This window comes from Granulicoccus phenolivorans DSM 17626 = NBRC 107789 = JCM 15570, from assembly GCF_000423085.1.
GTDB lineage: Bacteria > Actinomycetota > Actinomycetes > Propionibacteriales > Propionibacteriaceae > Granulicoccus > Granulicoccus phenolivorans.
This window is the reverse complement of sequence record NZ_AUHH01000041.1, coordinates 18,237-41,309: the sequence shown is the minus strand read 5'-3', so window position 1 is coordinate 41,309 and position 23,073 is coordinate 18,237. Positions and strand designations below refer to the sequence as shown.

Below are 23,073 nucleotides of genomic sequence, written 5' to 3'. Positions count from 1 at the left end.
GGCGCTGGATGACCGTGAGCCCCGGGGCTCCTATACCCACGAGGCGAGGTCAGCCCGGACGTGGACACCTGAGGCGCCGACGGGTGCACCCCGCGGCCAGGTGGCACGCTTCCCGCACCGCCAAAGACGACCCAGCGACTGGGACGGAATCCCGCGCCTGTTGGAGCAACCGCGGGATCACCCGCGCCCATGCGAGATGGATCTTCCTGTCGCAGAACGGCCCATGCCCAACTTTCCTGTCGCAGAACGGCCCATGCCCAACTTTCCTGTCGCAGAACGGCCCATGCCCAACTTTCCTGTCGCACGAGCGCCCACGCCCAACTTTTCTGTCGCGGGACGGCCCACCCACAACTTTCCCGTCGCAGGACAGCACACCCACAACTCTCCTGTCGTAAGAGGTGCTGGCCGGCGGCCGAGCGTGGCCCGATCTGGGCCCGCTGGTCCAGCAGCCGACGATCCGCACCGACGTACCACCGCAAGCGACCCTGGCCCGCACCGAAACCTCGGGCCGGTTGCGATCCATCGGGTCGCCGACGACGCCGAGGCGATCGCCCGGGCGAACGACACCGACTATGGTCTGAACGCCAGGGTGTGGGTCGACCAACCGCGACCATGCCCGGCAGGTGGCGCAGCAGTTCTGCACGCTGGGCCGCTCGGACTCTGACCCAAGGAACGGAACAGCAGATGAACACCAAGTCCAGCCATCGTGGCCTCGACCTGCACGGCACCCGCGTACTGATCACCGGCGGCGGATCCGGCATCGGCCGCCGGATGGCCCTGGAAGCGGCCCGCCGCGGTGCCGGCGAAGTCATCCTGTGGGACCTGTCCGGCGAGGCCGCCGAAGCCGTCGCGGCCGAGATCCGGGCGATCGGCGGAACCGCGTCGGTCCAGGTGGTCAACGTCGCCGACCGCGCCGCGGTCGCCGAGGCGGCAAAGGCCATTGGCGGCATCGATGTGTTGATCAACAACGCCGGCGTGGTGACCGGCGCCGATCTGCTCGACGCCTCCGAGGAAGCGATCATCCGCACCTTCGAGGTCAACACCTTGGCGCTGTACTGGACCGCCCGGGCATTCCTGCCCGGGATGCAGGAGCGCGACCGGGGCACCATCGTGAACATCGCCTCGGCCGCCGGCATCGTCGGCGTGGCCAAGCAGACCGACTACTCCGCCAGCAAGTTCGCCGCCTTCGGGTTCACCGAGTCCCTGCGCGGTGAGCTGCGGGCCCGGGGCAGCCACGTCAACACCCTGCTGGTCGCCCCGTACTACATCAACACCGGGATGTTCGCCGGCGTACGGACCAAGTTCCCAAAGCTGCTGCCCATCCTGGACGAGCAGGACGTGGCCGAGCGCATCATCGACGCCATCGAGGCCGGCAAGCAGGAACTGATCATGCCGCCGCTGGTCGGGGTGATGCCGCTGGTGCGCGTACTGCCGGTACGCCTGTTCGACCGGGTCGTGGACTTCTTCGGCGTCAACCGGACCATGGACCACTTCACCGGGCGCGGCTGATCCACCCGAGTCAGCCCGGCATCTCGGCGAGCAGTTCCTTCGCCTCATCGGTGTCCCGGCACAGCGTGGCGCGCCCGAGCATCGAGGACTGCTCCCCGATCACCAGCAGCCGGTGCCCGGTCTCGGCCAGCCGCTGGGACAGTTGCGGCAGCAGATCGCGGGCCTGGGTGACCAGGTGATTGATCCGGGTGACGTCGACCACCACCGCCGGCCGGTCCCGGGCCGCGGTGAGCACCGCCTGCAGGGCCGCCTCGATCCCGAGGAAGTTCAGGTCGCCCTGCAGTTCGACCAGTCGGGCCTTGGCGGAGAAGTCGACCACCCGGCGTACCGTCGAGTGGTGCGGCATGGGGATCCGCGCGAAATGCAGGTCGAACTGGTCGGACAGCCGCTCGCAGATCAGTGCGCCGCGGACGCTGTTGCCGTGCCGATCCAGCCGCGGCGCGAAAGTGCCGATCCCGATCTGGCTGGGCGCGGCGGCCATGATGCCGCCGCCGACCCCGGACTTGGCCGGCATCCCGACCTTGATCATCCATTCCCCGGCATCGTCGTACATGCCGCAGGTCATCATCACCGACAGCACCCGCTCGGCCACCTCCGGGCTCAGCACCTGTTCCCCGGTGATCGGCTGCACGCCCCGGTTGGCCAGCGTCGCCCCCATCACGGCCAGATCGTGGGCGCTGACCAGGACCGAGCACTGCCGCAGGTACGCCTCGACCGCGGCATCCGGGTCATCCAGCACCCCGACCGAGGCCAACAGCCAGGCCAGCGCCCGGTTCCGCGCCCCGGCGGCCAGTTCGGCGGCGTACACCTCCTCATCGACGCTCAGGTCGTGGCCGGCCAGGCGCTGGTAGAAGGCCTGGATCCGGTCGAAGTCGTAGTCCGGGATGCAGCCGGAGGCGGCGATCGCGCCGATGTTGACCAGTGGATTGGCCGGGCGCGGCGGATCGCCGACCAGGGAGATCTCGTTGAACGCCTCCCCCGACGGTTCGACATTGATCCGCGAATCGACGTAGTCCCAGCCCCGCTCCTCCAGCGCCAGCGCGTAGGTGAGGGCCTTGGAGATCGACTGGATCGCGAACTCGGCCTCGGAATCACCACCGCAGTACAGGTTCCCGTCGACGGTGCACAGGGCCACCCCGCACGCGTCCGGATCGGTGCCGCCGATCTCGTACGGCGTCCCTTCCTCGTTGTTGCGCACCATCTCCACCAACGACTCCACGCGGCGGACGATCGGGCGGCGGGCAGCGGTGTCCTCGGGCGTAGGCATGCCGCCACCCTTCCACACCGGTAGGCGGCGACCGCAGGTCACCCACGCGCGTCGGCCGGGGCGGCGGTGCTGAGGTAGCGGCCCAGCAGCAGGTACCAGGCCGGCCAGCCCAGCCAGGCGATCCCGCCGCCGACCACGCCCGGGATCAACAAGGCGTACGCCACCGGCGACCCCCACGGGAACGCGAACGAGGCGCCCACCAGCACCATGCCCGCCAACAGCGTGACCGCGACGATCCGGCCGAATCGGTGGACCGAGCGCGGTACCGCGGGATCGGTGGCATAGCGCCGGTTGAGCCACCACAGCCACCCCGCCTGGACCACGATGGCGGCCACCGTGAACGCCGTGGAGGGCTCGAATGCCAGCGCCCCGACAACCAGCAGCGCCCCGGAGACCGCCGCCACCAGCGACACCACGGTGGTCCCGTAGACCAGGAGCCGCTCCCAGCGCCGGCGCGCGGCCCGCCGACTGAGCATCGGGATCGCGGCGGCGAGCAGCACGTTGCCGACCGCACCGAGCGCATCGTTGATCGGCCCCCACGGGTCGGCGCTGCCGCCGGCGGCCAGCGAGGCGTACATGGCGACCAGGAATCCCCCGGAGGCGAAGGTCAGCACCCCGAGCCCGGTCAGCCAGCGGCCCCACCCCGGGGAGCGCGGCGGGCCGGTACCCGCCGCCGGTGACAGGGAGGCAGCGCCAGTGTGCAGATCGGGCACGTTTCGGGGGCTTTTGTGAAACGGATGTCGGTTCCCTGTCAGTTTCGTCATGGCCACTCCTCATTGAGCGCGGGAGACCACCGCCACCCGGTCCCGATAGGCCCGGGCAGTATCGGCCAGGTCGATCGGCCGGGCGGTGAGGAAAACCGTCACCGTATTGGCGTACTGCAGCACCACGACCGAGCGATAGAAGTTGCCGCGCGAGGTGATTCCGCTCAGCCCGAACGCCTGCCCGAGCACGCCATCGGCGGCCAGCGAATCGGTGGCCTGCCAGCGGCTCTGCCCGCCCCGGGTGCGCATCGTGCAGCCGTCCATCCCCCCGACCATGTCCCGGTACGCCGCTTCGGCCCGCCCCGCGTCCGGATAGGCCGCACTGACCGCGATCCCCTCGGTGTCGCCCCGACCGATCACCCGCTGGGCGCCGAGCACATCCGCGGACCCGCCGGTGCCGACCTCGGCGAGCGCGCCGCCGCAGAATCGGGTGAGGAACCGGTCCGGGGTCAGGTTCTCGGGATCGGCCCACCGGGTGTCCTGCACACTCAGCGGTGTCCGGAACAGTTGCGCATGGGCCTCGGCATCCAGATGGACCGGGCGCAGCCACGGCCACAGGGCGACCAATCCGGCGGCGAGCACCCCCACCAAGGCGGTCAATAGCAGGCCCGACCAGAGCGCCCGCCCGGGCGGGGCCAGCGCGACCCGCACCTCGGCCAGGTCCTCGGTGTTTCGGTGCCCGGCTCGCGGCTCGGGGCCCGAGTAGGGCTCCAGGAGCTCCTCGGGCTCGGTCCAGCGATGCCGACCCGCCACCTCACCAAGACTACGCCGCCGGCGCGTGGACCGGTTGCGGCGGGTCGGGCCCATAAACTCGCTGCATGACCTACCTCGATGCCCAGTACGACCTTCACGACGGCCGGCCCGCGGTCACCTTCGAACGGGCCTATCGGGTACCGGTGTCCGAGGTCTGGCAGGTGATGGCCAGCCCGCAGGGACTGGCGGCGTGGTTTCCCTCGCCGGAGGTGAGCTACCAACCCCGGGTCGGTGGGCAGATCACGCTGGGTGGCGATCCCCACCAGGAGTCGCTGACCGGCACCGTGATCGCCTACACCGAGGAACAGGAGTTCGGCTTCGACTGGGGCAGCGACCAGCTGTATCTGAGCGTGGAACCGGACCCCGACGGGGCCCGGTTCCGATTGGTGAACATCCTGCGCAACGCCGAGGGCGCCGCGCGGAACGCGGCCGGCTGGGACGTCTGCCTGGACCAGTTCGAACTGGCCCTGACCGGGACGTCCGCCGACGCCCAGAACGATGGCACGCTGGAGGAGTTCACCCCGGTGCTGGCCGCCTACGTCGCCAAGGGCTTCCCCGACGACGGCTGGTTGCCCGAGGACGACTGAGCCTCGCCCGCATCCGCGACATAGCCGTGGATCCAGTCCAGATGCCGGTCCCAGAAACCCGGTGCGGCCAATCGGGCGTCGCGCCGCTCGGCCAGCGGACCGGGCGCCTGGTGGAGTACGTCGGCGACGGTGTGTGAGGCGATCTGGACGCGTCGGGTCCGGGCCAGGCGCCGCTGTTGATACTTCTGGCGCCCCCGCTCCCATCCGGACCCGTCGGCCAGAGATTCGATCAGGCAGTCGGCGAGCACCATGACGTCCTCGATCGATTGGTTCGCGCCCTGCCCGTGATGCGGCACCATCGCGTGGGCCGCGTCCCCGAGCAGGGTGACCCGACCGCGCGACCACTGGTGCAGCGGCGGTCGTTCGAACAGCGCCCAGCGCTGGTCGGCCGGTGCGCCGCCGATCATCGCCCGGACCGCGGGATGCCAGTCGGCGAACAGGCTCAGATGTTCCCCGGGCTCGGCCGGGGTGACCCAGCCGGGAGCAGTCCACGGCCCCTGGTGCCGGCGAACCAGCAGGAAGTTCTGCCGTCCCTCGCCGATCGGGTAGTGCAGCAGGTGCCCGGTGGGCCCGATCCAGAACTGCAGGGCCGCCGGGTCGGGCAGTCCGGCGATCGCGTCCCCGTCGACGATCCCGCGGAAGCCGAAGCAGCCGGAGAACTGGGCGTCGTCGTAGCCGACCACATGGGTACGCAGCATCGAGCGGGCCCCATCGGCCCCGATCACGATGTCCGCCTCGGCAACCGCGCCGTTGGCGAAGTGCAGCACCGCGGCGGCCCCGTCGTCATCCAGCCGCTCCAGCCGGTGCCCCAGGTGCAGCCCGGCCCCCTGCAGCGCACCGGCGAGCACCTGCTGGAAATCGGCGCGATGGATCCCGTACCAGGGCGTGCCGTAGCGCCGCTGGTAGTCCGCCCCGGAGTCGACGCGCCCCAGCACTGCGCCGGTGTGCCCGTCGCGGAACACGAGCGCGTCGACCGCGGTCGAGCGGGCGGCCAGCCCCTCGGCCAGGCCGAGTCGCTCGTGCAGAAAGCGCACCGCGTTCGCCGACAGGCCGACCGCGGCACCGACCTCGCGCAGTTCTTCGGCCTGATCGTAGACCTGCGGTTCGAGGCCCCGGCGGCGCAGTTCGAGCGCCAGGGTGAGGCCGCCGATGCCGGCGCCGACGATCGCGATCCGCGGCGCGGAAGCACCAGGGGTGGGTGAAGCGGGCATGGAACGTCCTTGTTCGAGGAGGATGAGAAGGTTTGCGGGCTGCTTCGCCCGCTGACCTCGAGCCTACGGAGGCCCGCGCCGGAAGACATCCGCACCTGTGGCAAAGTTCCGACCCCAGTTTCCGACACAGTGTCGGAAGCCGCGGTCCGAACGCCTAGACTGCCCGGCCATGGAACGTCTGCCCGAACTCGATGACGAGCTCCAGCAACTCGCCGAGTCCCTCGGGTTCCGGATGGTGATCATCGACCGGCCCGGCAGCGTGGTGGCGTACTCCATCCACGAGACCCCCGAGGACCGCCGGCGCCTGTCGTACGCCATGACGCACAGCGATCTGTGGCCCCGGCCGGAGACCGCGCACCGGGACTGGGTCGAGATCGAGCTCGCGGAGATGGGACGCACCGTGTTTCATCGGCTGCTGGACCGCGACCGACGGATCGTCGGTCACCTGGTGATCGGCGGGGTGACCGGCTCCCCCGACTGGTCGAGGATCACCGCACCGGCCGAGCACCTGGGGCGGCTGCTGGGGACCTGGCAGACCGCCAGCGACGAGCGGATGGACCTGGCCCGCCGGCTGGTGATCGACCTGGTCGGTCCCGATCCCGAACTCCGGGCGACCGCGGCCGAGGCCCTGCTGACCGACCGGATCCTCAGCGACGCGCCGCACTACTCGGCGGTGGTGTTCGGGCTGCCCGCCGGACGGACCGCCGATCGCAGCCTGCCCGGGCTGGCCGCGCGGCAGATCCTGCGCTTCGTCAACGAGACCTCCACCGCCCATGTGGTCGGCGGCGAGATCGCCGAGGACCTGGCCGTGCTGATCTTCCCGCGGCCGGTGGTGGTGACCCGAATGACCCGCCTGTTGGGCGAACCCTCGGTGGCCGGCGTACGCGCGGGCATCGGGCCGCTCACCCCGCTGGCCGAGGTGCACCACTCCTACGAGTTGGCCCGGTTGGCCTGGCGGGCCACCTGCCTGGCCCCGCAGGAGCATCCGATCGTGCTGCCCTGGGCCGACACCGGCCTCGACGGGCTGCTGGCCCGACTGCCGCTGGAATCCTTCGGCGTCAGCGACCTGCCCCCGGCCGTGGTCGGGCTGCTCGGCGCGGACGTCCCGGCCGACCTGCTCGCGACGCTGCGCCGGTTCCTGGAGGCCGGCGGGGACGCCGCGGCCACCGCCCGCGCCCTGGATATCCATCGCTCGACCCTCTACTACCGCCTCGACAAGCTCCGCAACCTGATCCCCGGCGACCTCCGCGACGGCCGACTGCGCACCGAATTGCTGGTCGGCCTGCGTACCGCCCAGCTGGCCGGCCTGCTGCCGACCGACGCCGCGGGCTGAGCCGGCTCAGGCGTGCCCGGCGAACCCTTCCGGGGCATCGGCGAAGTACGCGTCCCGGTCGGGAAAATCCCCCACCATCCCGCGCCGCCGATTCGGCCCGATCCGCACGATCCGGGGCTCGGCGGCCAGCACCTCCGCCACGGTCGCGAAGTTCGCCAGCCAGCGCAACTGCGCCCAGGTCGGCGGCAGCAGCAGCGACTCGTTGGCCCGGAACTGGGTGAGCACGTCGGCCGGCCGCTGCCACGCGGTCGCGTCCACCTCGCTGGTCGCATCGTCGGGCTCCTGCCCCGCCGGGAGCGCCGCAGCGAAGAAGAACGTGTCGTAGCGCCGCGGTGACCCCGGCGGGGTGACCCAGTTGGAGACCGGGGTCAGCAGTTGCGTCTGCATGCTCAGCCCGTGGGCATGCAGGAAGGCACCGAAGGACAGTTCGTGGCGCACCAGCCGGGCCCGGTCCTCGGCGTAGCGGTGCACGTCCCTAACCGGCTCCCCGGCGCCGGCCAGCAGTACGCCGCACTCCTCGAACGTCTCCCGGGCCGCGGCGCACACCAGGCGCCGGGCCCGGTCGCCGGCGACGCCCAAGCGGTCGGCCCAGACCGCCGGTTCGGGCCCCACCCAGTCCTGCACCGGATCGTCATCGGAAGGATCCACCCCGCCGCCGGGGAAAACCGTCATGCCGGGGGCGAAGACCATCCGGGAGTGCCGGCGGGCCACGAACACCTCGACACCGGCCACCCCGTCGCGCAGCAGCATCACGGTGGCGGCATCCTTGATCACGGGCTCAGTCACCCCGCCATTACAGCACCGACAACGAACCGAGAGGACGGATTGCATGCTGCACCATGTCGAACAGGGCTATGGCGAGTCGGTACTGCTGCTGCCCGGTTTCGCCTGCACCCACAGCATGTACACCGCACAGTTGGTGGCCCTGTCCGACCAGTACCGGGTGATCGCGGTCGACCTGCGCGGTACCGGCGACTCGCCCCCGCTGCAGTGCGCCCCCGAGCGGGTGTTCCCGACCCAGGCGCACGACCTCACCGAACTGCTCGACGGGTTGCACATCCCGCGGGCCCACCTGGTCGGCAGTTCCACCGGCGGCAATGTCGCGCTGCGGTTCGCCCTGGCGCACCCGGACCGGGTCCGCTCCCTGACTCTGGTGGATACCACCGCCCAGGACGACGCCGAGACCCCCTTCGAGAAGGTGAGCCGGTTCGCCGATCGGGCCGCGCTGGGCTTCCTGCGCGCGCCCCGACAGTTGCTCGGCGGGATTGCCCTGCAGCGCTACAGCCGCTGGCCGGAGGTGGGCCTGCTGATGGCCCAGTACTACCGGGAGGCCGACCCCGAAACCCTGATCCTGCTGCGCCGCGCCGCCCTCGACGAGCGGGTGGCCCCGGAGCTGGCCGGGCTGGAGATCCCCGCGCTGGTGCTCGCCGGTGACTTCTCCCCGCCGCTGGTGTCGGCCGGCCACCAGCTGGCGAATCTGCTGCCCCGGGCCCGGTTCGCCTCGATCGGGGACGCGCTGGATCCCTCGGTGCTGTGCCGACCGGAGGTCTTCAACCGGGTGCTGCGGGACTTTCTGGAGCACGTGGGTCGACCCGGATGACGCAGCCGGGGTACCGGCCGGGCGAGCGCGGCTACCGGCGGGTCGTGGTCGCGCTGTTCCTGGCGGGACTGGTCACCTTCGCCCTGCTGTACGCCACGCAGCCGATGCTGCCCGAGTTGAGCCTGCGCTTCGGGGTGTCGGCCACCGCGGCGGCCACGTCGGTCTCCGCGGGCACGCTGGCCCTGGGGGTGGCGCTGTTGATCGCCGGCCCGGTGACCGAGCTGGTCGGGCGTACCCCACTGATGATCGGTTCGCTGTTCGCCGCCAGCGTGGTCGGGATGGCCTGCGCCTTCGCCCCGACCTGGGAGGTGATGCTCGGGTTGCGGGCGCTGCAGGGCTTCCTGCTGGCCGGGCTGCCCGCGGTCGCCACGGCGTACCTGCGCGAAGAGATCGCCCGCGACGCCGCCGGCCGGGCCACCGGGCTCTACATCGGAGGCACCGCGCTGGGCGGCATGTCCGGCCGGTTGATCGGCGGCACGCTGACCGACTTCTTCGGCTGGCAGGTCGCCCTGTTCGGGCTGGGACTGCTCGGGCTGGTCTGTGCCATCGCCACCACCGTCCTGCTGCCCCGATCCCGGAACTTCCGGCCGAGCCCGAAGACTCTGCACGCGGTCCTCGGCACCCTGCGCAAGGCGCTGGCCGACCCGGCCCTGCTGGGGTTGTACGGGATCGGCGGCACCTCGATGGGCATGCTGGTGGCCACCTTCAACGCCCTCGGCTTCCGGCTCGCCGCGCCCCCGTATCTGCTGCCGCTGAGCCTGGCCTCCCTGGTGTTCCTCACCTACGCGGTCGGGTCCTGGTCCAGCACGTACGCCGGGCGACTCGCCGACCTGTACGGGCGCCGCCGGGTCGAGCCGATCTGCGTGGTGATCGCCCTGGTCGGTCTGCTGATCACCCTGGCCGAGCCGCTGTGGCTGGTGGTCCTCGGCCTGGCCGTCCTGGTCGCCGGGTTCTTCGCCACCCACGGGGTCGCCAGCGGGTGGGTCGCTGCCCGGGCCGCCGCGACCGGGGGTGGGGCCGGGCAGGCGGCCTCGCTCTACCTGGTCTGCTACTACCTCGGCTCGTCGATCTTCGGCACCCTCGCCGGGACGGCCTGGACCCACGCGGGTTGGCCGGGAGTGGTCGCGATGAACACCGGCCTGCTGCTGATCTGCCTGGTGCTGGCCCTGCTGGTGGGGCGCACCCGCCCGGTCCTGCCCGCCCCCTGAGCGCACTCCCCCGGGCGGACACAGCACGGACGCAGCGGCAGCGCGTTGCGTACGCCGCGGGCGGGCCGGTGTGCCCTAGGGTTGGAATCCGATCGATGGCCGGGCACACCCACGACGACGTCAGGAGTACCCATGCTCAAAGCCGTACGCCGGGGCGGCACCGATGTCGCGTTGCTGCTCACCCGAATCGTGGTCGGCGTCCTCCTGATCCTCCACGGCTGGCGCCGCTGGCAGGTGGAGGGCATCGACGCGCAGATCGCCTTCCTCACCGCGACCGGGACCCCGGCCCCGATGGTGCTGGCCTGGGGCGCGACCATCCTGGAGATGGTCGCCGGGATGTTCCTGGTCTTCGGCCTGGCCACCCCGCCGATCGGCCTGCTGATCCTGGTCGAGCAGATCCTGATCATCGTGTGGACCAAGTGGTTCCGGGGCCCGTTCGGCGGCATCGATCAGGCCGGTACCTTCTTCCAGGGGTGGAGCGAGAACGCGCTGCTCGGCTGTCTCGCGCTGCTGCTGATGTTTCTGGGCGGCGGCCGGCTGTCGATGGATCAGCTGTTCAAGCGGCAACGACGCGCTCCGGCCGACAACGACGACCTGACCTATGCCGCCCCGGACCGGGACTTCGACGACGCCGATCCGGTCTGAGCTGATCACCCGCCCGCAGACACAGGCGACACACAGAAAAGGCACAGCCGACACCCGGTTCGGGGTGTCACAGTGGTGTCGTGCCCCTTCCAGAACAGAACCTCACCCGGCCCGACGGCAGTCCGATCCGGGTCCTGGCCGTCGATGACGAGACGTCGCTGACCGAGTTGCTCTCCATGGCGATGCGCTATGAGGGCTGGGACGTGTCGGTGGCCCACTCCGGCACCGAGGCGGTGGCCACCGCCCGGGAGGTACGCCCCGACGCGATCGTGCTCGACATGATGCTGCCCGATTTCGACGGCCTGGAGGTGCTGCGCCGCATCCGCACCGAGCAGCCCGACATCCCGGTCATCTTCCTCACCGCCAAGGATGCGGTCAGCGATCGGATCACCGGGCTGACCGCCGGCGGCGATGACTATGTCACCAAGCCGTTCAGTCTGGAGGAGGTGATCGCCCGGCTGCGCGGGCTGCTGCGCCGCAGCGGCGCCACCACCGTCGATCACTCCGCGAAGCTGGTGGTCGGGGACCTGGTGCTGGATGAGGATTCCCACGAGGTGACCCGGGGCGGCGACGAGATCCACCTGACCGCGACCGAGTTCGAACTGCTGCGCTACCTGATGCGCAACCCGCGCCGGGTGCTGTCGAAGGCGCAGATCCTGGATCGGGTGTGGAGCTACGATTTCGGTGGTGAAGCCAATGTCGTGGAGCTCTACATCTCCTATCTGCGCAAGAAGATCGACCACGGGCGCAAGCCGATGATCCACACCATGCGGCTGGCCGGTTACGTCCTCAAGCCGGCCGGATGAGCAAACCGGCGCTGCGCCGGCGCCCCGGAGGGCACACCCTGCGTCGGCAGTTGATGCTGCGGGTCAGTGCGATCGTCGCGCTGGTCGCGCTCACGCTGAGCACGATCACCACGCTGTTCGCCCAGCAGGCCCTGATCGGGGCACTGGACAACCAACTCGATGCCGCCTTCTCCCGGCAGCAGGAGGCGCCCGGTGGTCGGGTGGACCGCCCCGCGGGCATCGACCTGCCCGGCCAACCGCTGGGAACCGTGGTGGTGGACACCCATCAGGGGGTACGCGGCGGCATCCTGACCCAATACGGCCCGGACCGGATCACCGTCACCGTGGCCCACGAGATGCTCGAGGTCACCCCGGGCACCTACGCCTCCAAGGATCTGCCCGGCCTGGGCCGCTACCGCCTCACCGCCCGGCAGACCGGGGAGGACATCACGGTGGTCGGGGTGCCGCTGGGAGCGACCGAACACACCCTGCGGGACATCGTGGTGCTGGAGGTGATCCTGTCGATCGGGGCGATCATCGTCGCGCTGATCGTGGTGAACCGGGTCGTGGTCAGCAGCCTGCGGTCGCTGAACCGGGTCGCCCAGACCGCCCAACAGGTGTCGGAGTTGGATCTGGCCACCGGCGAGGTCGAGGTGCCGATGCGGGTCGCGCCGCAGGACGCCGATCCCCGCAACGAGGTCGGCCAGGTCGGGAACGCGCTGAATCTGCTGCTGAACGATGTCGAGTCCGCGCTCGCGGCCCGGCAGGCCAGCGAGACCCGGGTACGCCAGTTCGTCGCCGACGCCTCGCACGAGCTGCGCAATCCGTTGGCCGCCATCCGGGGGTACGCCGAACTGACCCGGCGCGACCGGGACAAGTTGCCCGAGGGCACCGCGTACGCCCTCGGCCGGGTGGAATCCGAGACCGAGCGGATGTCCCGGCTGGTGGAGGACATGTTGCTGCTGGCCCGCCTGGACAGTCGCCCGGAGCTGGAACTCACCGAGGTCGACCTCACCCTGCTGGTGCTCGATGTGGTCAGTGATGCCCGGGCGGCGGGGCCGGCGTACCGCTGGAAGCTCGACCTGCCCGAGGAGCCGATCACCGTGGTCGCCGATCAGAACAAGCTGACCCAGGTGCTGGCCAATCTGTACGCCAATGCCCGCAAGCACACCCCGGAAGGGACGACGGTGACCACGGCGATCCGGGAGGTTCCCGGCTGGGTCGAGATCGATGTGCATGACGACGGCCCGGGTATCGATCCGACGATTGCGGACTCGGTGTTCGAGCGGTTCACCCGCGCCGATACCGCACGTACCCGCAGCGGCGCCGCGAAGGACTCGACCGGGCTTGGACTCGCCATCGTGGCGGCAGTGGTGCAGGCCCATGGTGGAGACGTCGCAGTGGAATCACAGCCCGGTGACACCACCTTCCGGCTTCGGCTGCCGGCCGATCGGGCGCAGCTCGCCCCCGCCGACGAGGGTCAGCATGCGGTCACCGGCGAGGCGGGGTCGTAGGCCCGGCACGAGGTATGAACGTCGACATCGAAGGTCGTCGGCCCGTCGTTGGGAGCCTTGGTGACCTTCTTCGACACGATGAACCCGTTGACGAACCCGGCCTGACCGGCGGAGTTGTTGCTCGTCTCGAGGAACCACTTGATCCGGTTCTGCGACATCGAGTCGTCCCCGACCAGGTAGGTCAGCAGTTCCACCGGGGCGGCGTTGTCGAGTCCGTCGCGCGGGAAGGTGCCGACCAGTTGGATCCGGGCCAGGCCCTGATCGTTGGTCGACTGCTGCAGGTTGAGCGTCCACGGCTGCTGGGCATTGTTACTCGTGCAGCTGACCGTGCCCGGCCCGGCATCGGAGCAGCTGAAGTTGCGCCGTTCGGCCCGCGCGCGGACATCGGCGACATTGCCGTGCACCATCGACCCCTCGGTCTGCGCCGGGGTGTTCGCGCCGCTCTGCAGGGTGATCGTGCCGGCGTCGTCGGCGTGGGCGATGCCCCAGGAACCGGATGCGGTGGCACCGGCGGCCGGGTAGTACTGGTCGGCGGTGAGTTCGGGCAGCGCCTTGCCGACCGCCAGGGTCCAGGCGTCGCGGTCGGCGCCGCGCTGGGTCGGGTTGAAGACCATTCGCTCCACGGTGCCCGCGGAGTCCCCGGAGAACTCGATGCTCACCTTAGAGGTATCGGTGTAGCGGGCGCAGACCCGATGCCGATGATCCGGCACCGCGACCCCCTCGTCGGAACAGGTGAAGCCGGCCCCACGCAGCGCGGAGGTGAGCTCCCCGGCGCGGCCGCCCAGCGGCGCCCAGGCGGAGTCGGTATCGGCACTCAGCGGACGGATCCGGTTGCCGGTCCAGCCGACGACGCCGACCAGGATCAGCATCACCACCAGCGCGATGACGCCGGCGGCGACGATCCCGCCGGTGTGGTTCCCGGAGCGGGTTCCGCCGGTGGCCGGGGCAACCGGGGCGACCGGGGCGACCGGCGCGCCCGGCGGTTGGTTCGGGGGTGCCCCCGGCGGCAGTTGCTGGGGCGGGAGCTGTGCTGGGTGCGGCAGTTGTGGCGGGGCCCCGGCCATACTGGTGGGTGCACTGCCCATGCCCCCACCGAAGTCGAACTGGCCTCCCGGCTGCGCGTTGCTCACAGGGGCCATGCTAACCGCCCGGCGGGGGCGAGCACCCCGCGCAGCCGGCGCGGGAGCACGCGGGTCCGCTCGGGTCCGGCGGGCGGGGGGCGTGCCGCAGCAGCGCTGCGCGGTCGGGTAGGTAAAGATAGAAGGTATGGCAGTGGTGATTCCTCGTCCGCTCGGGTTGGAGCGCGCGCGGTACTACGACGCCGATCAGTTGCGTCAGGTCCCGCACCCGGAGCGGGTGACGGTGATCCTGAACCCGATCGCGCGGGGCCTGGACCGGGCCTGGCGCGAGGTGAAGCGGATCGCCGAGCGGTCCCGGTGGCCCGAACCGGACTATGTCACCACCACCATCGAGGAGCCCGGCAGCACCCAGGCCACCCGTGCGGTCGAGGCCGGTGCGGATCTGGTGATCGTCGCCGGTGGGGACGGCACCGTCCGGGCGGTGGCCGACGGGATGGCCGGGACCGGCGTACCGCTGGGAATCCTGCCGGTGGGCACCGGCAACATCTTCGCCCGGAATCTGCAGTTGCCGGCCGAGGCCCCCCGGGCCGCCCGGATCGCGCTGACCGGGCCGGTCGCCGAACTCGATCTGGGCGAGGCCCGGTTCCGGATCGGCGATGTCTGGTCGGTCGAGCACTCGTTCCTGGTGCTGGCCGGACTGGGGCACGATGCGGCCACGGTGAGCAGCACCCGCGAGGACCTCAAGCGGCACCTCGGGTGGATCGCGTACGCCGAGGCCGGACTGCGCCATGCCGGCCGGCGCCCGACCGCGATGACTCTGGCGCTGGACGACAACCCGCCGGAGGAGGTCGAGGCATGGAGCATCCTCGCCGGGAACTGCCCGACGGTGCGGATGGGCGTACACGTCTTCCACGATGCCCGCCTCGATGACGGCATTCTGAATCCGTTGGTGGTCAGCGTCCGCAATCCGCTGGGCTGGTTGCCGGTCGCGGCCAAGGGGATTCTGGCCTTCCCCCAGCAGGTCGCCGGCCTGCGCTACGAACAGGCCGAACGGTTGCGGATCCGGCCCGGCAAGCCGATGCCGTTCCAGTTGGACGGTGAGGTCTTCGGGCCGGTGGACGAGGTCGCGATCACCATCCGGCACCGGGTGCTGAGCGTGCGCGTCCCCGGCCGGGAGGTCCCGTGACCCCCGGGCAGCGGCTGCGCGGGGTCCTGTCCGGGCCGGCGGAGACCCGGGAGCGGGCGGTCCTGGACCTGATCGAGAGTTTCTCCGCCGACGAACTCAACCAGGCCCTGGCCGAAGTGCTCCCGCGGGAACTGCTGTCCGCGCTGGAGGAGCGCTGGTTCGGCCCCGATCAGCGCGGCAGCGTGATTCACGCCCTGGTGCACCGGCGCCGCGAACTCAGCATGCCGAACCAGGTGGCGCTGATCCACGCGATGCAGTTGTCGGGGCCGAGCCGGGTGGTGCACGGCGCGATCACCGAACTGCTGCTCGGCTTCACCGGGCTGGAACTGACCGAGGTGAAGAACCGCCTGAACAACATGGCCGACCATGTCGATCTGGAGGATCTGGTCTTCGGCCGGCTCGATTCGGCCCACCGGCGCCGGGTGCTGGACCACTTCGCGGTGGCCGCCCGGGAGTTCGGCCTGATCGATGTGAAGGTGCTCTCCGACATCGACGACACGGTGATCTCCTCGGTGCTGGCGCGTACCTTTCCCCGTGGCACCGTCTATCCCGGGGCGCTGGCGTTCCTGGAGGCACTGGACCGCGGCCCGATCGACCAGCCCTTCACCCTCGGCGACCTGACCTTCGTGACCGCGCGCCCCGCCGATGCGCTCGGCCTGGTCGAGGGCTTCAGCCGGCAGGCGCTGCGGGCGGCGGGGGTGAGCCGGATGTCGTTCATGGGCGGGTCGGTGCTCGGCTGGCTGTCCACCGACGCGATCGGGCGCAAGAAGCTGCAGAACATCCAGCACTACCGGCAGCTGTTCCCCGAGTACCGCCTGGTCTGGGTGGGCGACACCCGGCAGGCCGACCTCGAGGTCGGCCAACGCCTGCTCGTCGAGGCGCCGGACCAGACCGCCGGTGTGTTCATCCATGACGTGAGCGGGATCGGTCCCTCGGAGCGGATGGCGTACGCCCGCACGGGCCTGTACGTGTTCGACACCTACATCGGCGCGGCCGACGCCGCCCATCGGCGGGGGCTGATCTCGCTGGCCGGGCGCGATCAGGTGATCCGGGAGGCACTGGGCGCGCTGGTCGAGATCGACTGGCCCAGCCAGGCCGCCGAACATGCCGCCCAGCAGATGCTCGACCGCGACCTGGCGGCGCTGCCGGCGCCCCCGAGCGAGTCAAGCCCGACCGAGTCAACCCCGAGCGAGTGACCCCGGGTTTCCCACAGGGTTGTCCACAACCCGGGGATAAATCACAGCAGTGTAGTTCACCGTCTTGCAGGGGTGATTTTCTGTCACCGGGCCCGACTAGCATGGCCGCCATGAGCCTGTCCCGCCGCGAACTCGCGCTCGTCATCGATCACACCCTGCTCAAGCCCGAGGCGACCCGGGCGCAGGTCGAGGCGTTGGCCGCCGAGGCGCGCGAGCTGGGCACGTATGCGATCTGTGTGTCCCCGTCGATGCTGGCCGCCGACCGTCCGCTCGAGCTGGGACCGGTCCGGCTGGCCACCGTGGCCGGCTTTCCCTCCGGCCAGCACCACGCCGCGATCAAGGCCGCCGAGGCCGCCCGGGCGGTGGCCGACGGCGCCGATGAGGTCGACGTGGTGCTCAACTTCGGCCTGCTGAAGGCCGGCGACCTCGCCGGGGTGGCCGCCGAGCTCTCCGCGGTACGCCGGGCCACCGGCACGGCGGTGCTCAAGGTGATCATCGAGGCGGCGGCGCTGACCGGGGCGGAGATCCGCGAGGCCTGCGCCATCGCCGTCACGACCGGCGCGGACTTCGTGAAGACCTCGACCGGGTTCCATCCGGCCGGCGGCGCCACTCCCGAGGCGGTCGCCCTGATGCGCTCCTGTGTCGGGGACGGGCTGGGGGTGAAGGCGTCCGGAGGCATTCGGGACTACGCCACCGCGGTCCGGATGATCGAGGCCGGCGCCACCCGGCTGGGCCTGTCCGGGTCCCGCGCGGTGCTCGCCGGTGCCCCGGCATGAGCGAATCGGCCACCCAGTTCCCCGCCTGGCCCGAGCTGCGCCGCCAGATCGTGGTGTGGGAGGACGAATCGGCCGTGGTGGTGAACAAGCCGCCGGGGCTGTCGGTGATGGGCGAGCGCCACGACACCGATCTGATCACTCTGGCCCGCGCGGCCGGGGAGCAGTTGCAGTGGGTGAACCGGATCGACAAGGTCACCTCCGGCGCGGTTCTGCTGGCCCGGACGAAGACCGCCCATGCCGCGCTGACCAGGCAGTTCGCGCAGCGTACGGTGGACAAGACCTACCTGGCGATCTGCCGCCCGGGTGGGTTGCCGGAGGCCGGGGAGATCGACCTGCCGCTGCTCACCGCCGGCTCCGGCCGGATCCGGATCGCCGCTGAACGCGGCGCGATCCGCCGGGTCGGAGATTGCTGGCGCGTCGACCCGCAGGATCTGCTGCCGAAGCAGAACTACCCGTCGCAGACCCGGTTCCGCACGCTGTGGGACAGCCCGGAGCTGTCCCTGGTCCGGGCACATCCGGTGACCGGGCGCCGGCATCAGTTGCGGGTGCACCTGGCCTGGATCGGGCACGCGATCCTGGGCGATCCGTTGTTCACCCACAAGACCGATCCGGTCCGGCCGCGGACGTATCTGCATTCCTGGCGGGTCGCCTTCGATGCGGTCGGTCCGGCCGGTCGGGTGGAGGTGGTCGCCGAGCCCGCGGAGTCGTTCTGGGCGCCGCTGGCCGACCGGCTCAGCCCGGTGGAGCGGGCTCGGTTGCTCGGCTGAGCCGGTACAGCACGTGCCGGGACAACCGATCGCCGGCCGGCAGCAGCGGATGGTCGAAATCCTCACGCGGATCGTGCGTCATCCCCAGTCGCTGCATCACCGCCCGCGAGGGGTGGTTCAGTTCGCTGGTGAAGGAGACGAGCCCGGGCAGGCCGAGTTCGTCGAAGGCGTACGCCACACACGCCCGGGCCGCCTCGGTGGCGTACCCGTGCCCCCAGGCGGGCCGCACCAGGCGCCAGCCGATCTCGACGATCTCTGCCCCCGCCCCGCCGCTGAACGGCGCGGCGAAGGCCACCGGCGCCAGCCCGACGAAGCCGAGGAAGTCGGCGGCCCCGGCCGGGGCGAGCACCCACCACCCCCAACCGCGCTGCTGCAGGTCTGTCCGCAGCGTCTCGAACCGGGCCGCGGACTCGGCGGCGCTCAGCGGTGCGGGGAAGTAGCGCATCACCGCGGGGTCGGCATTCATCGCGGTGAAGCCCACCAGGTCGGCGGGGACCCAGCCCCGCAATTGCAGTCGGGCCGTCCGCAGCCTGATCGGCTCAGTCATCCGCCATCGCCGTGGTCCGGCCGGGGCTCCACTGCTTGGTGAGTTCGACCAGGGGCAGTTCGGTCACCGGCCGTCCGATGGATTGCTCGATCGCCGAGCGCAGCCGTTTCCAGGCCTGCGGATGCTCCTGCTGATAGCGCGCCAGTACGCCCCGGGCCTCGTCGGGGTCCATCATCCGGGCCAGGGCCGGGCTGTCCCGCCGCCACCCGATGCTGACCCGGCACTTCGGTTCGTGCTGCAGGTTCTGGTACCACTGGGCGGTCGGGCCGAATCCGCTGGCCACGACGAGCACGTTCGCCGACGGGTGCCCGACCACCTCCAACACGACCTGGCGGGGTTCGCCGGAAACCCGTCCGCGGTGTTCCAGCATCAGCAGGCGCTCGCCGAACACGAAGCCGAGACCGCGGCGGTACAGCGCGATCGGGGCCCGGGCGAGCCTGGGAGTGGTGAGAAAGGTGTGAGCCACTGTGGCGAGGAGGTCCATTTTCTGACGCTACCTCTGGCGCATTCCGCGTCCGGAGGCGGGTCAATTCCGGCGACGCGGGTAGTCTCGGATCACGGTGGCTCCACCTCGACGCTGATCGCGTCGGTCCTCGCTGAAAGGCTCGAATGAGCACCCGTGCCTCCCGACTCCGCATCCGCCTGGTCGTACTGATCGTCCTCGTCGTCGCCGTGGTGGTTGCGATCGTGGCCGTGCGCGCGTGGACCTCCGGCCGCGATGCCGAGTTGCGTCGAGGCGACACCGGGCCGCGGGTGACCGCGCTGCAGTACCTGCTCACCGCGCAGAAATTCGACGTGCCGATCACCGGCACCTTCGGCTCCCAGACGCAGTCGGCGCTGCAGGCGTACGAGCAGGCCAACGGGCTGAGCGGGGACGGCGCCGGCACCAAGGAGGTGCTTGCCCGGATCGGGGTGGACGCCGGCCCGGGTGACACCGGTCGGCAGGTCAAGGCGCTGCAGACCCTGCTGACCGCCCAGGGCCATCAGGTGGCCGTGGAACAGGTCTTCAATGCCGCCACTGTCGAGGCGCTGCACGCCTTCCAGCAGCAGGCCGGACTGCCGACCAGCGATCGGGTCGACCGGCAGACCTGGAGCAAGCTGTTCGAGGGCATCTCCGACAAGCTGCCGGCGGAGTCGGAGTCGGATCAGTTCATCGCGACCCTGGTCCCCTATGCCCAGCAGAGCCAGCGGGACTACGGGGTTCCCGCGGCCATTGCGCTGGCCCAGGCTACCCAGGAGACCGGTTACGGACGCTCGGCCCCGGGGAACAACTACTTCGGGGTGAAGTGCCACAACCAGTCCAGCCCGGTCGTGGTCGCCTGTGAGAACCGCAAGACCACCGAGTGGGTGAACGGGCAACAGGTGGAGGCGACCGAGCCGTTCCGCAGCTACGCCTCGATGAAGGATTCGGTGACCGACTACGCCGGCTTCCTGAAGCAGAACTCGCGCTATGCCCCCGCCTTCGCGGCCAACGGGGACGCCGATGCCTTCGCCCGAGGTCTGCAGAACGCCGGCTACGCCACCGATCCGAATTACGCCGAGTCGTTGATCACGTTGATGAAGGCCAACGACTACTATCGCTACAACGTGTCCTGACCGCCGTTCCCCTGCAACGGCTGTGACTCGTGCGACTTGAGAGAGAGTTGAGTCTCAAGTTCCGCTTGAGGTTCAGGTGTTTGGGAACCGACTGGGATTCCCTCAGCTTCTCGGTGTTTCCCCTAGCCGCGACGATATTGGCCGGAAATTTTCGAGATCTTCTGTCCCTATAAGGGCGGACAGGATCGTTGCCGACTCCCCGGTAGCCGAACTTAGTGTCGAGGCGGCTGGAAGGGGAAACCATGAAGCATCTTGCCGCCAAAGCACGCACAGCTGCCCAGGAATGGATGGGCAGAGCCGGTCCGACCCGGACGGGCCGGGTTGGGTCCGCAACATTGTCCACCATCGTCCTGGGGGCGATCTTCACGATCGGCGCGGGAGTCGTCGGGCTGCCCGCTCTTGCAGCCACCAAGGTCGATACCTCCAGTCAGTCGGCCTTCATCAACTCGATCAAGCCGCTGGCCCAGGCGAGTGAGAAGAAGTTCGGCGTACCCGCCTCGGTCGCAATGGCGCAGGCCATCGTGGAATCCGGGTGGGGCAAGTCGGGCCTGACCCAGAAGGGCAACGCCTTCTTCGGCATCAAGTGCGGCAGCGGTCGCTCCTTGGGGCCGTACGCCACCGGCTGCCTCAACATGCAGACCCAGGAGGTCTTCAACGGGTCCAAGGTCACCATCACCGACGGCTTCCGCACCTATGGCGATGCCGCGGACTCCTTCCTGGACCATGGCAACTTCCTGACGGTCAACTCGCGGTACAAGAAGGCGTTCGACTACAAGTCGAATCCGGACCAGTTCATCGCCGAGGTGCACAAGGCCGGGTACGCGACCGATCCGGGGTACACCGCGCAGATCACCTCGATGATGAAGCAGTACAACCTGTATCAGTACAACGGGGGTGCCTCCGCGAGCCCGAGTGCCTCGCCGTCGGCCAAGCCCAGCGCTACCCCGACCGTGACCAAGAGCCCGAGTGCCACGGCCAAACCCAGCGCGACGGTCACGCCCAGCGCGACTGCGACGCCGAGTGCCACGGTCACGCCCAGCGCGACGGCCACCCCGAGCGCGACCGCGACGCCGAGTGCCACGGTCAAGCCCACGGCGACGCCGAGTGCTACGGGAACGCCCAGCGCCACGGCCACCCCGAGCGCCACGGTCAAGCCCACGGCGACGCCGAGTGCCACGGTAACGCCCAGCGCCACGGCCACCCCGAGCGCGACGGTCACCCCGAGCGCCACGGCCAAGCCCAGCGCCACGGCCACCCCGAGCGCGACCGCCAAGCCCAGCGCGACCGCCACGCCCAGCGCCACGGCCAAGCCCAGCAGCACCGTGACGCCGATCGCGACAGCTGAGCCGAGTGCCACGGCCACGCCGAGCCGGACGGCAACGCCCGGCACGACCGCGACCCCCGGCGCCAAGCCGACCGCAACCCCGGCCGGGGATGCCGCCGGCAAGGGCACGCCCACCCCGAGCCCGGCGACGTCCGGCAAGCAGGCGGAGGATCCGACCAAGGTCCGCGCCGAAATGCCGCAGGATCCGGCCAAGGACGGCATGCCCGGCACCTCCGCGGATCTGAAGTCGAAGGGCAAGCAGGTCCCGGCGCCGCAGGCGCAGGCTCCGCAGCAGAACGCTCCGGCGCCGAAGGTCGCCCCGGCTGGACCGAAGGCCACGCAGGCCGGCGGAAAGTTGGCCAGGACCGGCTGGTGAGTTGACAGCTGACCCCTCCGATCGACCCGGGCCCGGCAGGATTCGTCCTGCCGGGCCCGGGTCGTGTGGTGTCCGCCCTCGCCCGGACCGCTGCTGACCGGTTGGGGTCAGCCTCAGGCCAGACCCTTCGACTTCAGATACTGGGCCGCGGCGTCCTTGGCGCTGGCGTGGTCGATGTCGACCCGCTTGTTCAACGCGGTCAGTTCCTCGGTGGTCAGGGCCTTCTGGACCGCATCGATCGCCTCCGCGGCACCGGCCCGGGCGGTGACCTCCTGGCGTACCAGCGGGATCACCTGCTGCGGCAGGATCATCTGGTGCGGATCGGCCAACTGAACCAGTCCGTTGTCGCCGATGGCGGCGTCGGTGGTGAAGAAGGTGGCCACCTGAATCTTGTTGTCGGTCAGGTCCTTCAGCTTCACCGCGGGCGAGTCGTAGGACGCGAACTCCTTGAAGGTGACCTGGTAGATCGACGCGAGTCCGGGCGGGCCGTAGGGGCGATCCTTCAGTTCGGCCGGTCCCCCGAGAACGGCCGTCGAGGCGATCGGCGCGAGGTCCCCGAGCTGGCTCAGCTTGTGCTCGGTCGCGTACGCCTGGGTGACGCAGTAGACGTCCTGGTCGGTCGCCTGGGACGGATCCAGCACGGTCAGGCCCTGGGGCAGCACCCCCTTGAGCGCCTGCACGATGTCGGTCGGACTGCTGGCCGGATTCTTCGCATCGAGATACTGCAGCAGGTTGCCGGTGTACTCGGGGGCGATCTGGATCGACCCGTCCTGCAGGGCGCGCAGATAGACCTCGCGGGAGCCGATGCCGTGCTTCACGGTCACCTGGACCCCCTTGGCCGCCAGCGCCCCGGCGTACAGCTCGGCGATCACCTGGGACTCGGTGAAGTTGGCCGAGCCGACGGTCAGCGTCCCCGGTGCGGCGCTCGATTGGCCGCCCTGCAGCGGATTCTGGTTGACCCCGCAGGCGGCCAGGGGCACGACGGCTCCGAGGGCGAGAAAGGTTCGGCGATGCATGATGGGCCCCTGTCGGTTCGAGGAATGGTCGTCG

Annotated in this window: 23 protein-coding genes; 14 read left to right on the top strand and 9 right to left on the bottom strand. The window is 70.4% G+C overall.

Going from position 1 to position 23,073, the window contains the following annotated elements:
* The first annotated feature begins 684 nt into the window (after nucleotides 1-684).
* Nucleotides 685-1,509: an SDR family oxidoreductase gene (locus G531_RS0115065; protein ID WP_026927873.1), complete on the top strand. Its 825-nt coding sequence runs from the start codon at nucleotides 685-687 to the stop codon at nucleotides 1,507-1,509.
* Between the two features lie 10 nt (nucleotides 1,510-1,519).
* On the opposite strand, the gene glsA is transcribed toward G531_RS0115065, so the two are convergent.
* From glsA to G531_RS0115050, 3 genes are read right to left on the bottom strand one after another with little or no spacing between them, the layout of a single operon-like run.
* On the bottom strand, nucleotides 1,520-2,776 hold the full coding sequence (gene glsA / locus G531_RS26185) for a glutaminase A (RefSeq protein ID WP_051215567.1): 1,257 nt from the start codon (nucleotides 2,774-2,776) through the stop codon (nucleotides 1,520-1,522).
* 38 nt (nucleotides 2,777-2,814) lie between these two features.
* Nucleotides 2,815-3,489: a hypothetical protein gene (locus G531_RS26180; protein WP_026927872.1), complete on the bottom strand. Its 675-nt coding sequence runs from the start codon at nucleotides 3,487-3,489 to the stop codon at nucleotides 2,815-2,817.
* Between the two features lie 60 nt (nucleotides 3,490-3,549).
* Entirely contained in the window at nucleotides 3,550-4,293 is a 744-nt protein-coding gene (locus tag G531_RS0115050; protein ID WP_026927871.1) for a hypothetical protein, read from the bottom strand.
* 65 nt (nucleotides 4,294-4,358) lie between these two features.
* On the opposite strand from G531_RS0115050, the gene G531_RS23055 reads away from it, so the two are divergent.
* The gene (locus tag G531_RS23055; RefSeq protein ID WP_051215566.1) at nucleotides 4,359-4,880 is read left to right on the top strand and encodes an SRPBCC domain-containing protein; all 522 of its coding nucleotides are present in this window, start codon (nucleotides 4,359-4,361) and stop codon (nucleotides 4,878-4,880) included.
* Here the strand turns inward: G531_RS23055 and G531_RS23050 are convergent.
* Nucleotides 4,829-6,091 carry an FAD-dependent monooxygenase gene (locus G531_RS23050; protein ID WP_051215565.1) on the bottom strand — a complete coding sequence of 421 codons (1,263 nt, stop codon included), beginning with the start codon at nucleotides 6,089-6,091 and terminating at the stop codon, nucleotides 4,829-4,831. The genes G531_RS23055 and G531_RS23050 overlap by 52 nt on opposite strands.
* A 169-nt stretch (nucleotides 6,092-6,260) precedes the next feature.
* Here G531_RS23050 and G531_RS0115035 point away from each other — a divergent pair, with 169 nt between their 5' ends.
* Nucleotides 6,261-7,424, top strand: a complete 1,164-nt coding sequence (locus G531_RS0115035) for a PucR family transcriptional regulator (protein ID WP_026927870.1) — start codon at nucleotides 6,261-6,263, stop codon at nucleotides 7,422-7,424.
* Nucleotides 7,425-7,430: 6 nt separating this feature from the next.
* Here G531_RS0115035 and G531_RS0115030 read toward each other — a convergent pair whose 3' ends face one another.
* Entirely contained in the window at nucleotides 7,431-8,210 is a 780-nt protein-coding gene (locus G531_RS0115030) for an NUDIX hydrolase (protein ID WP_026927869.1), read from the bottom strand.
* A 43-nt stretch (nucleotides 8,211-8,253) separates the two neighbouring features.
* Here G531_RS0115030 and G531_RS0115025 point away from each other — a divergent pair, with 43 nt between their 5' ends.
* The 5 genes from G531_RS0115025 to G531_RS23040 all read left to right on the top strand — a co-directional run bounded on the left by G531_RS0115025 (nucleotide 8,254) and on the right by G531_RS23040 (nucleotide 13,176).
* On the top strand, nucleotides 8,254-9,024 hold the full coding sequence (locus G531_RS0115025; RefSeq protein WP_026927868.1) for an alpha/beta fold hydrolase: 771 nt from the start codon (nucleotides 8,254-8,256) through the stop codon (nucleotides 9,022-9,024).
* Nucleotides 9,021-10,232: an MFS transporter gene (locus G531_RS0115020; protein ID WP_026927867.1), complete on the top strand. Its 1,212-nt coding sequence runs from the start codon at nucleotides 9,021-9,023 to the stop codon at nucleotides 10,230-10,232. The genes G531_RS0115025 and G531_RS0115020 overlap by 4 nt, the downstream gene beginning before the upstream one ends.
* A gap of 132 nt (nucleotides 10,233-10,364) precedes the next feature.
* Nucleotides 10,365-10,877 (top strand): DoxX family protein, encoded by a 513-nt coding sequence (locus G531_RS24805; protein WP_051215563.1) that lies wholly within the window; start codon nucleotides 10,365-10,367, stop codon nucleotides 10,875-10,877.
* Between the two features lie 80 nt (nucleotides 10,878-10,957).
* On the top strand, nucleotides 10,958-11,683 hold the full coding sequence (locus tag G531_RS0115010; protein WP_026927866.1) for a response regulator transcription factor: 726 nt from the start codon (nucleotides 10,958-10,960) through the stop codon (nucleotides 11,681-11,683).
* Nucleotides 11,680-13,176, top strand: coding sequence for a sensor histidine kinase (locus G531_RS23040; RefSeq protein WP_211221870.1), 1,497 nt, complete (start codon nucleotides 11,680-11,682; stop codon nucleotides 13,174-13,176). The genes G531_RS0115010 and G531_RS23040 overlap by 4 nt, the downstream gene beginning before the upstream one ends.
* On the opposite strand, the gene G531_RS0115000 is transcribed toward G531_RS23040, so the two are convergent.
* Nucleotides 13,143-14,306 (bottom strand): hypothetical protein, encoded by a 1,164-nt coding sequence (locus tag G531_RS0115000; RefSeq protein WP_145978746.1) that lies wholly within the window; start codon nucleotides 14,304-14,306, stop codon nucleotides 13,143-13,145. The genes G531_RS23040 and G531_RS0115000 overlap by 34 nt on opposite strands.
* A gap of 136 nt (nucleotides 14,307-14,442) precedes the next feature.
* Here G531_RS0115000 and G531_RS23035 point away from each other — a divergent pair, with 136 nt between their 5' ends.
* The 4 genes from G531_RS23035 to G531_RS0114980 all read left to right on the top strand — a co-directional run bounded on the left by G531_RS23035 (nucleotide 14,443) and on the right by G531_RS0114980 (nucleotide 18,180).
* Nucleotides 14,443-15,441 (top strand): diacylglycerol/lipid kinase family protein, encoded by a 999-nt coding sequence (locus G531_RS23035; protein WP_060930020.1) that lies wholly within the window; start codon nucleotides 14,443-14,445, stop codon nucleotides 15,439-15,441.
* Nucleotides 15,438-16,637, top strand: coding sequence for a phosphatase domain-containing protein (locus tag G531_RS0114990; protein ID WP_026927864.1), 1,200 nt, complete (start codon nucleotides 15,438-15,440; stop codon nucleotides 16,635-16,637). The genes G531_RS23035 and G531_RS0114990 overlap by 4 nt, the downstream gene beginning before the upstream one ends.
* A 101-nt stretch (nucleotides 16,638-16,738) precedes the next feature.
* A complete protein-coding gene (gene deoC, locus G531_RS0114985) occupies nucleotides 16,739-17,413 on the top strand; it encodes a deoxyribose-phosphate aldolase (protein WP_211221869.1) in 675 nt (224 codons plus the stop codon).
* Nucleotides 17,410-18,180, top strand: coding sequence for an RluA family pseudouridine synthase (locus G531_RS0114980; RefSeq protein ID WP_035759199.1), 771 nt, complete (start codon nucleotides 17,410-17,412; stop codon nucleotides 18,178-18,180). The genes deoC and G531_RS0114980 overlap by 4 nt, the downstream gene beginning before the upstream one ends.
* On the opposite strand, the gene G531_RS0114975 is transcribed toward G531_RS0114980, so the two are convergent.
* Entirely contained in the window at nucleotides 18,146-18,727 is a 582-nt protein-coding gene (locus G531_RS0114975) for a GNAT family N-acetyltransferase (RefSeq protein ID WP_026927861.1), read from the bottom strand. The genes G531_RS0114980 and G531_RS0114975 overlap by 35 nt on opposite strands.
* Entirely contained in the window at nucleotides 18,720-19,211 is a 492-nt protein-coding gene (locus tag G531_RS23030; protein ID WP_035759197.1) for a nitroreductase family deazaflavin-dependent oxidoreductase, read from the bottom strand. Before G531_RS23030 ends, G531_RS0114975 begins: the two co-directional genes overlap by 8 nt.
* A gap of 125 nt (nucleotides 19,212-19,336) precedes the next feature.
* On the opposite strand from G531_RS23030, the gene G531_RS24800 reads away from it, so the two are divergent.
* Both G531_RS24800 and G531_RS24795 read left to right on the top strand, forming a co-directional pair.
* The gene (locus G531_RS24800) at nucleotides 19,337-20,323 is read left to right on the top strand and encodes a glucosaminidase domain-containing protein (protein ID WP_051215561.1); all 987 of its coding nucleotides are present in this window, start codon (nucleotides 19,337-19,339) and stop codon (nucleotides 20,321-20,323) included.
* 335 nt (nucleotides 20,324-20,658) lie between these two features.
* The gene (locus G531_RS24795) at nucleotides 20,659-22,023 is read left to right on the top strand and encodes a glucosaminidase domain-containing protein (RefSeq protein WP_051215560.1); all 1,365 of its coding nucleotides are present in this window, start codon (nucleotides 20,659-20,661) and stop codon (nucleotides 22,021-22,023) included.
* Nucleotides 22,024-22,136: 113 nt separating this feature from the next.
* On the opposite strand, the gene G531_RS0114950 is transcribed toward G531_RS24795, so the two are convergent.
* Nucleotides 22,137-23,039 carry an ABC transporter substrate-binding protein gene (locus G531_RS0114950; protein WP_035759194.1) on the bottom strand — a complete coding sequence of 301 codons (903 nt, stop codon included), beginning with the start codon at nucleotides 23,037-23,039 and terminating at the stop codon, nucleotides 22,137-22,139.
* Nucleotides 23,040-23,073 lie beyond the last annotated feature (34 nt).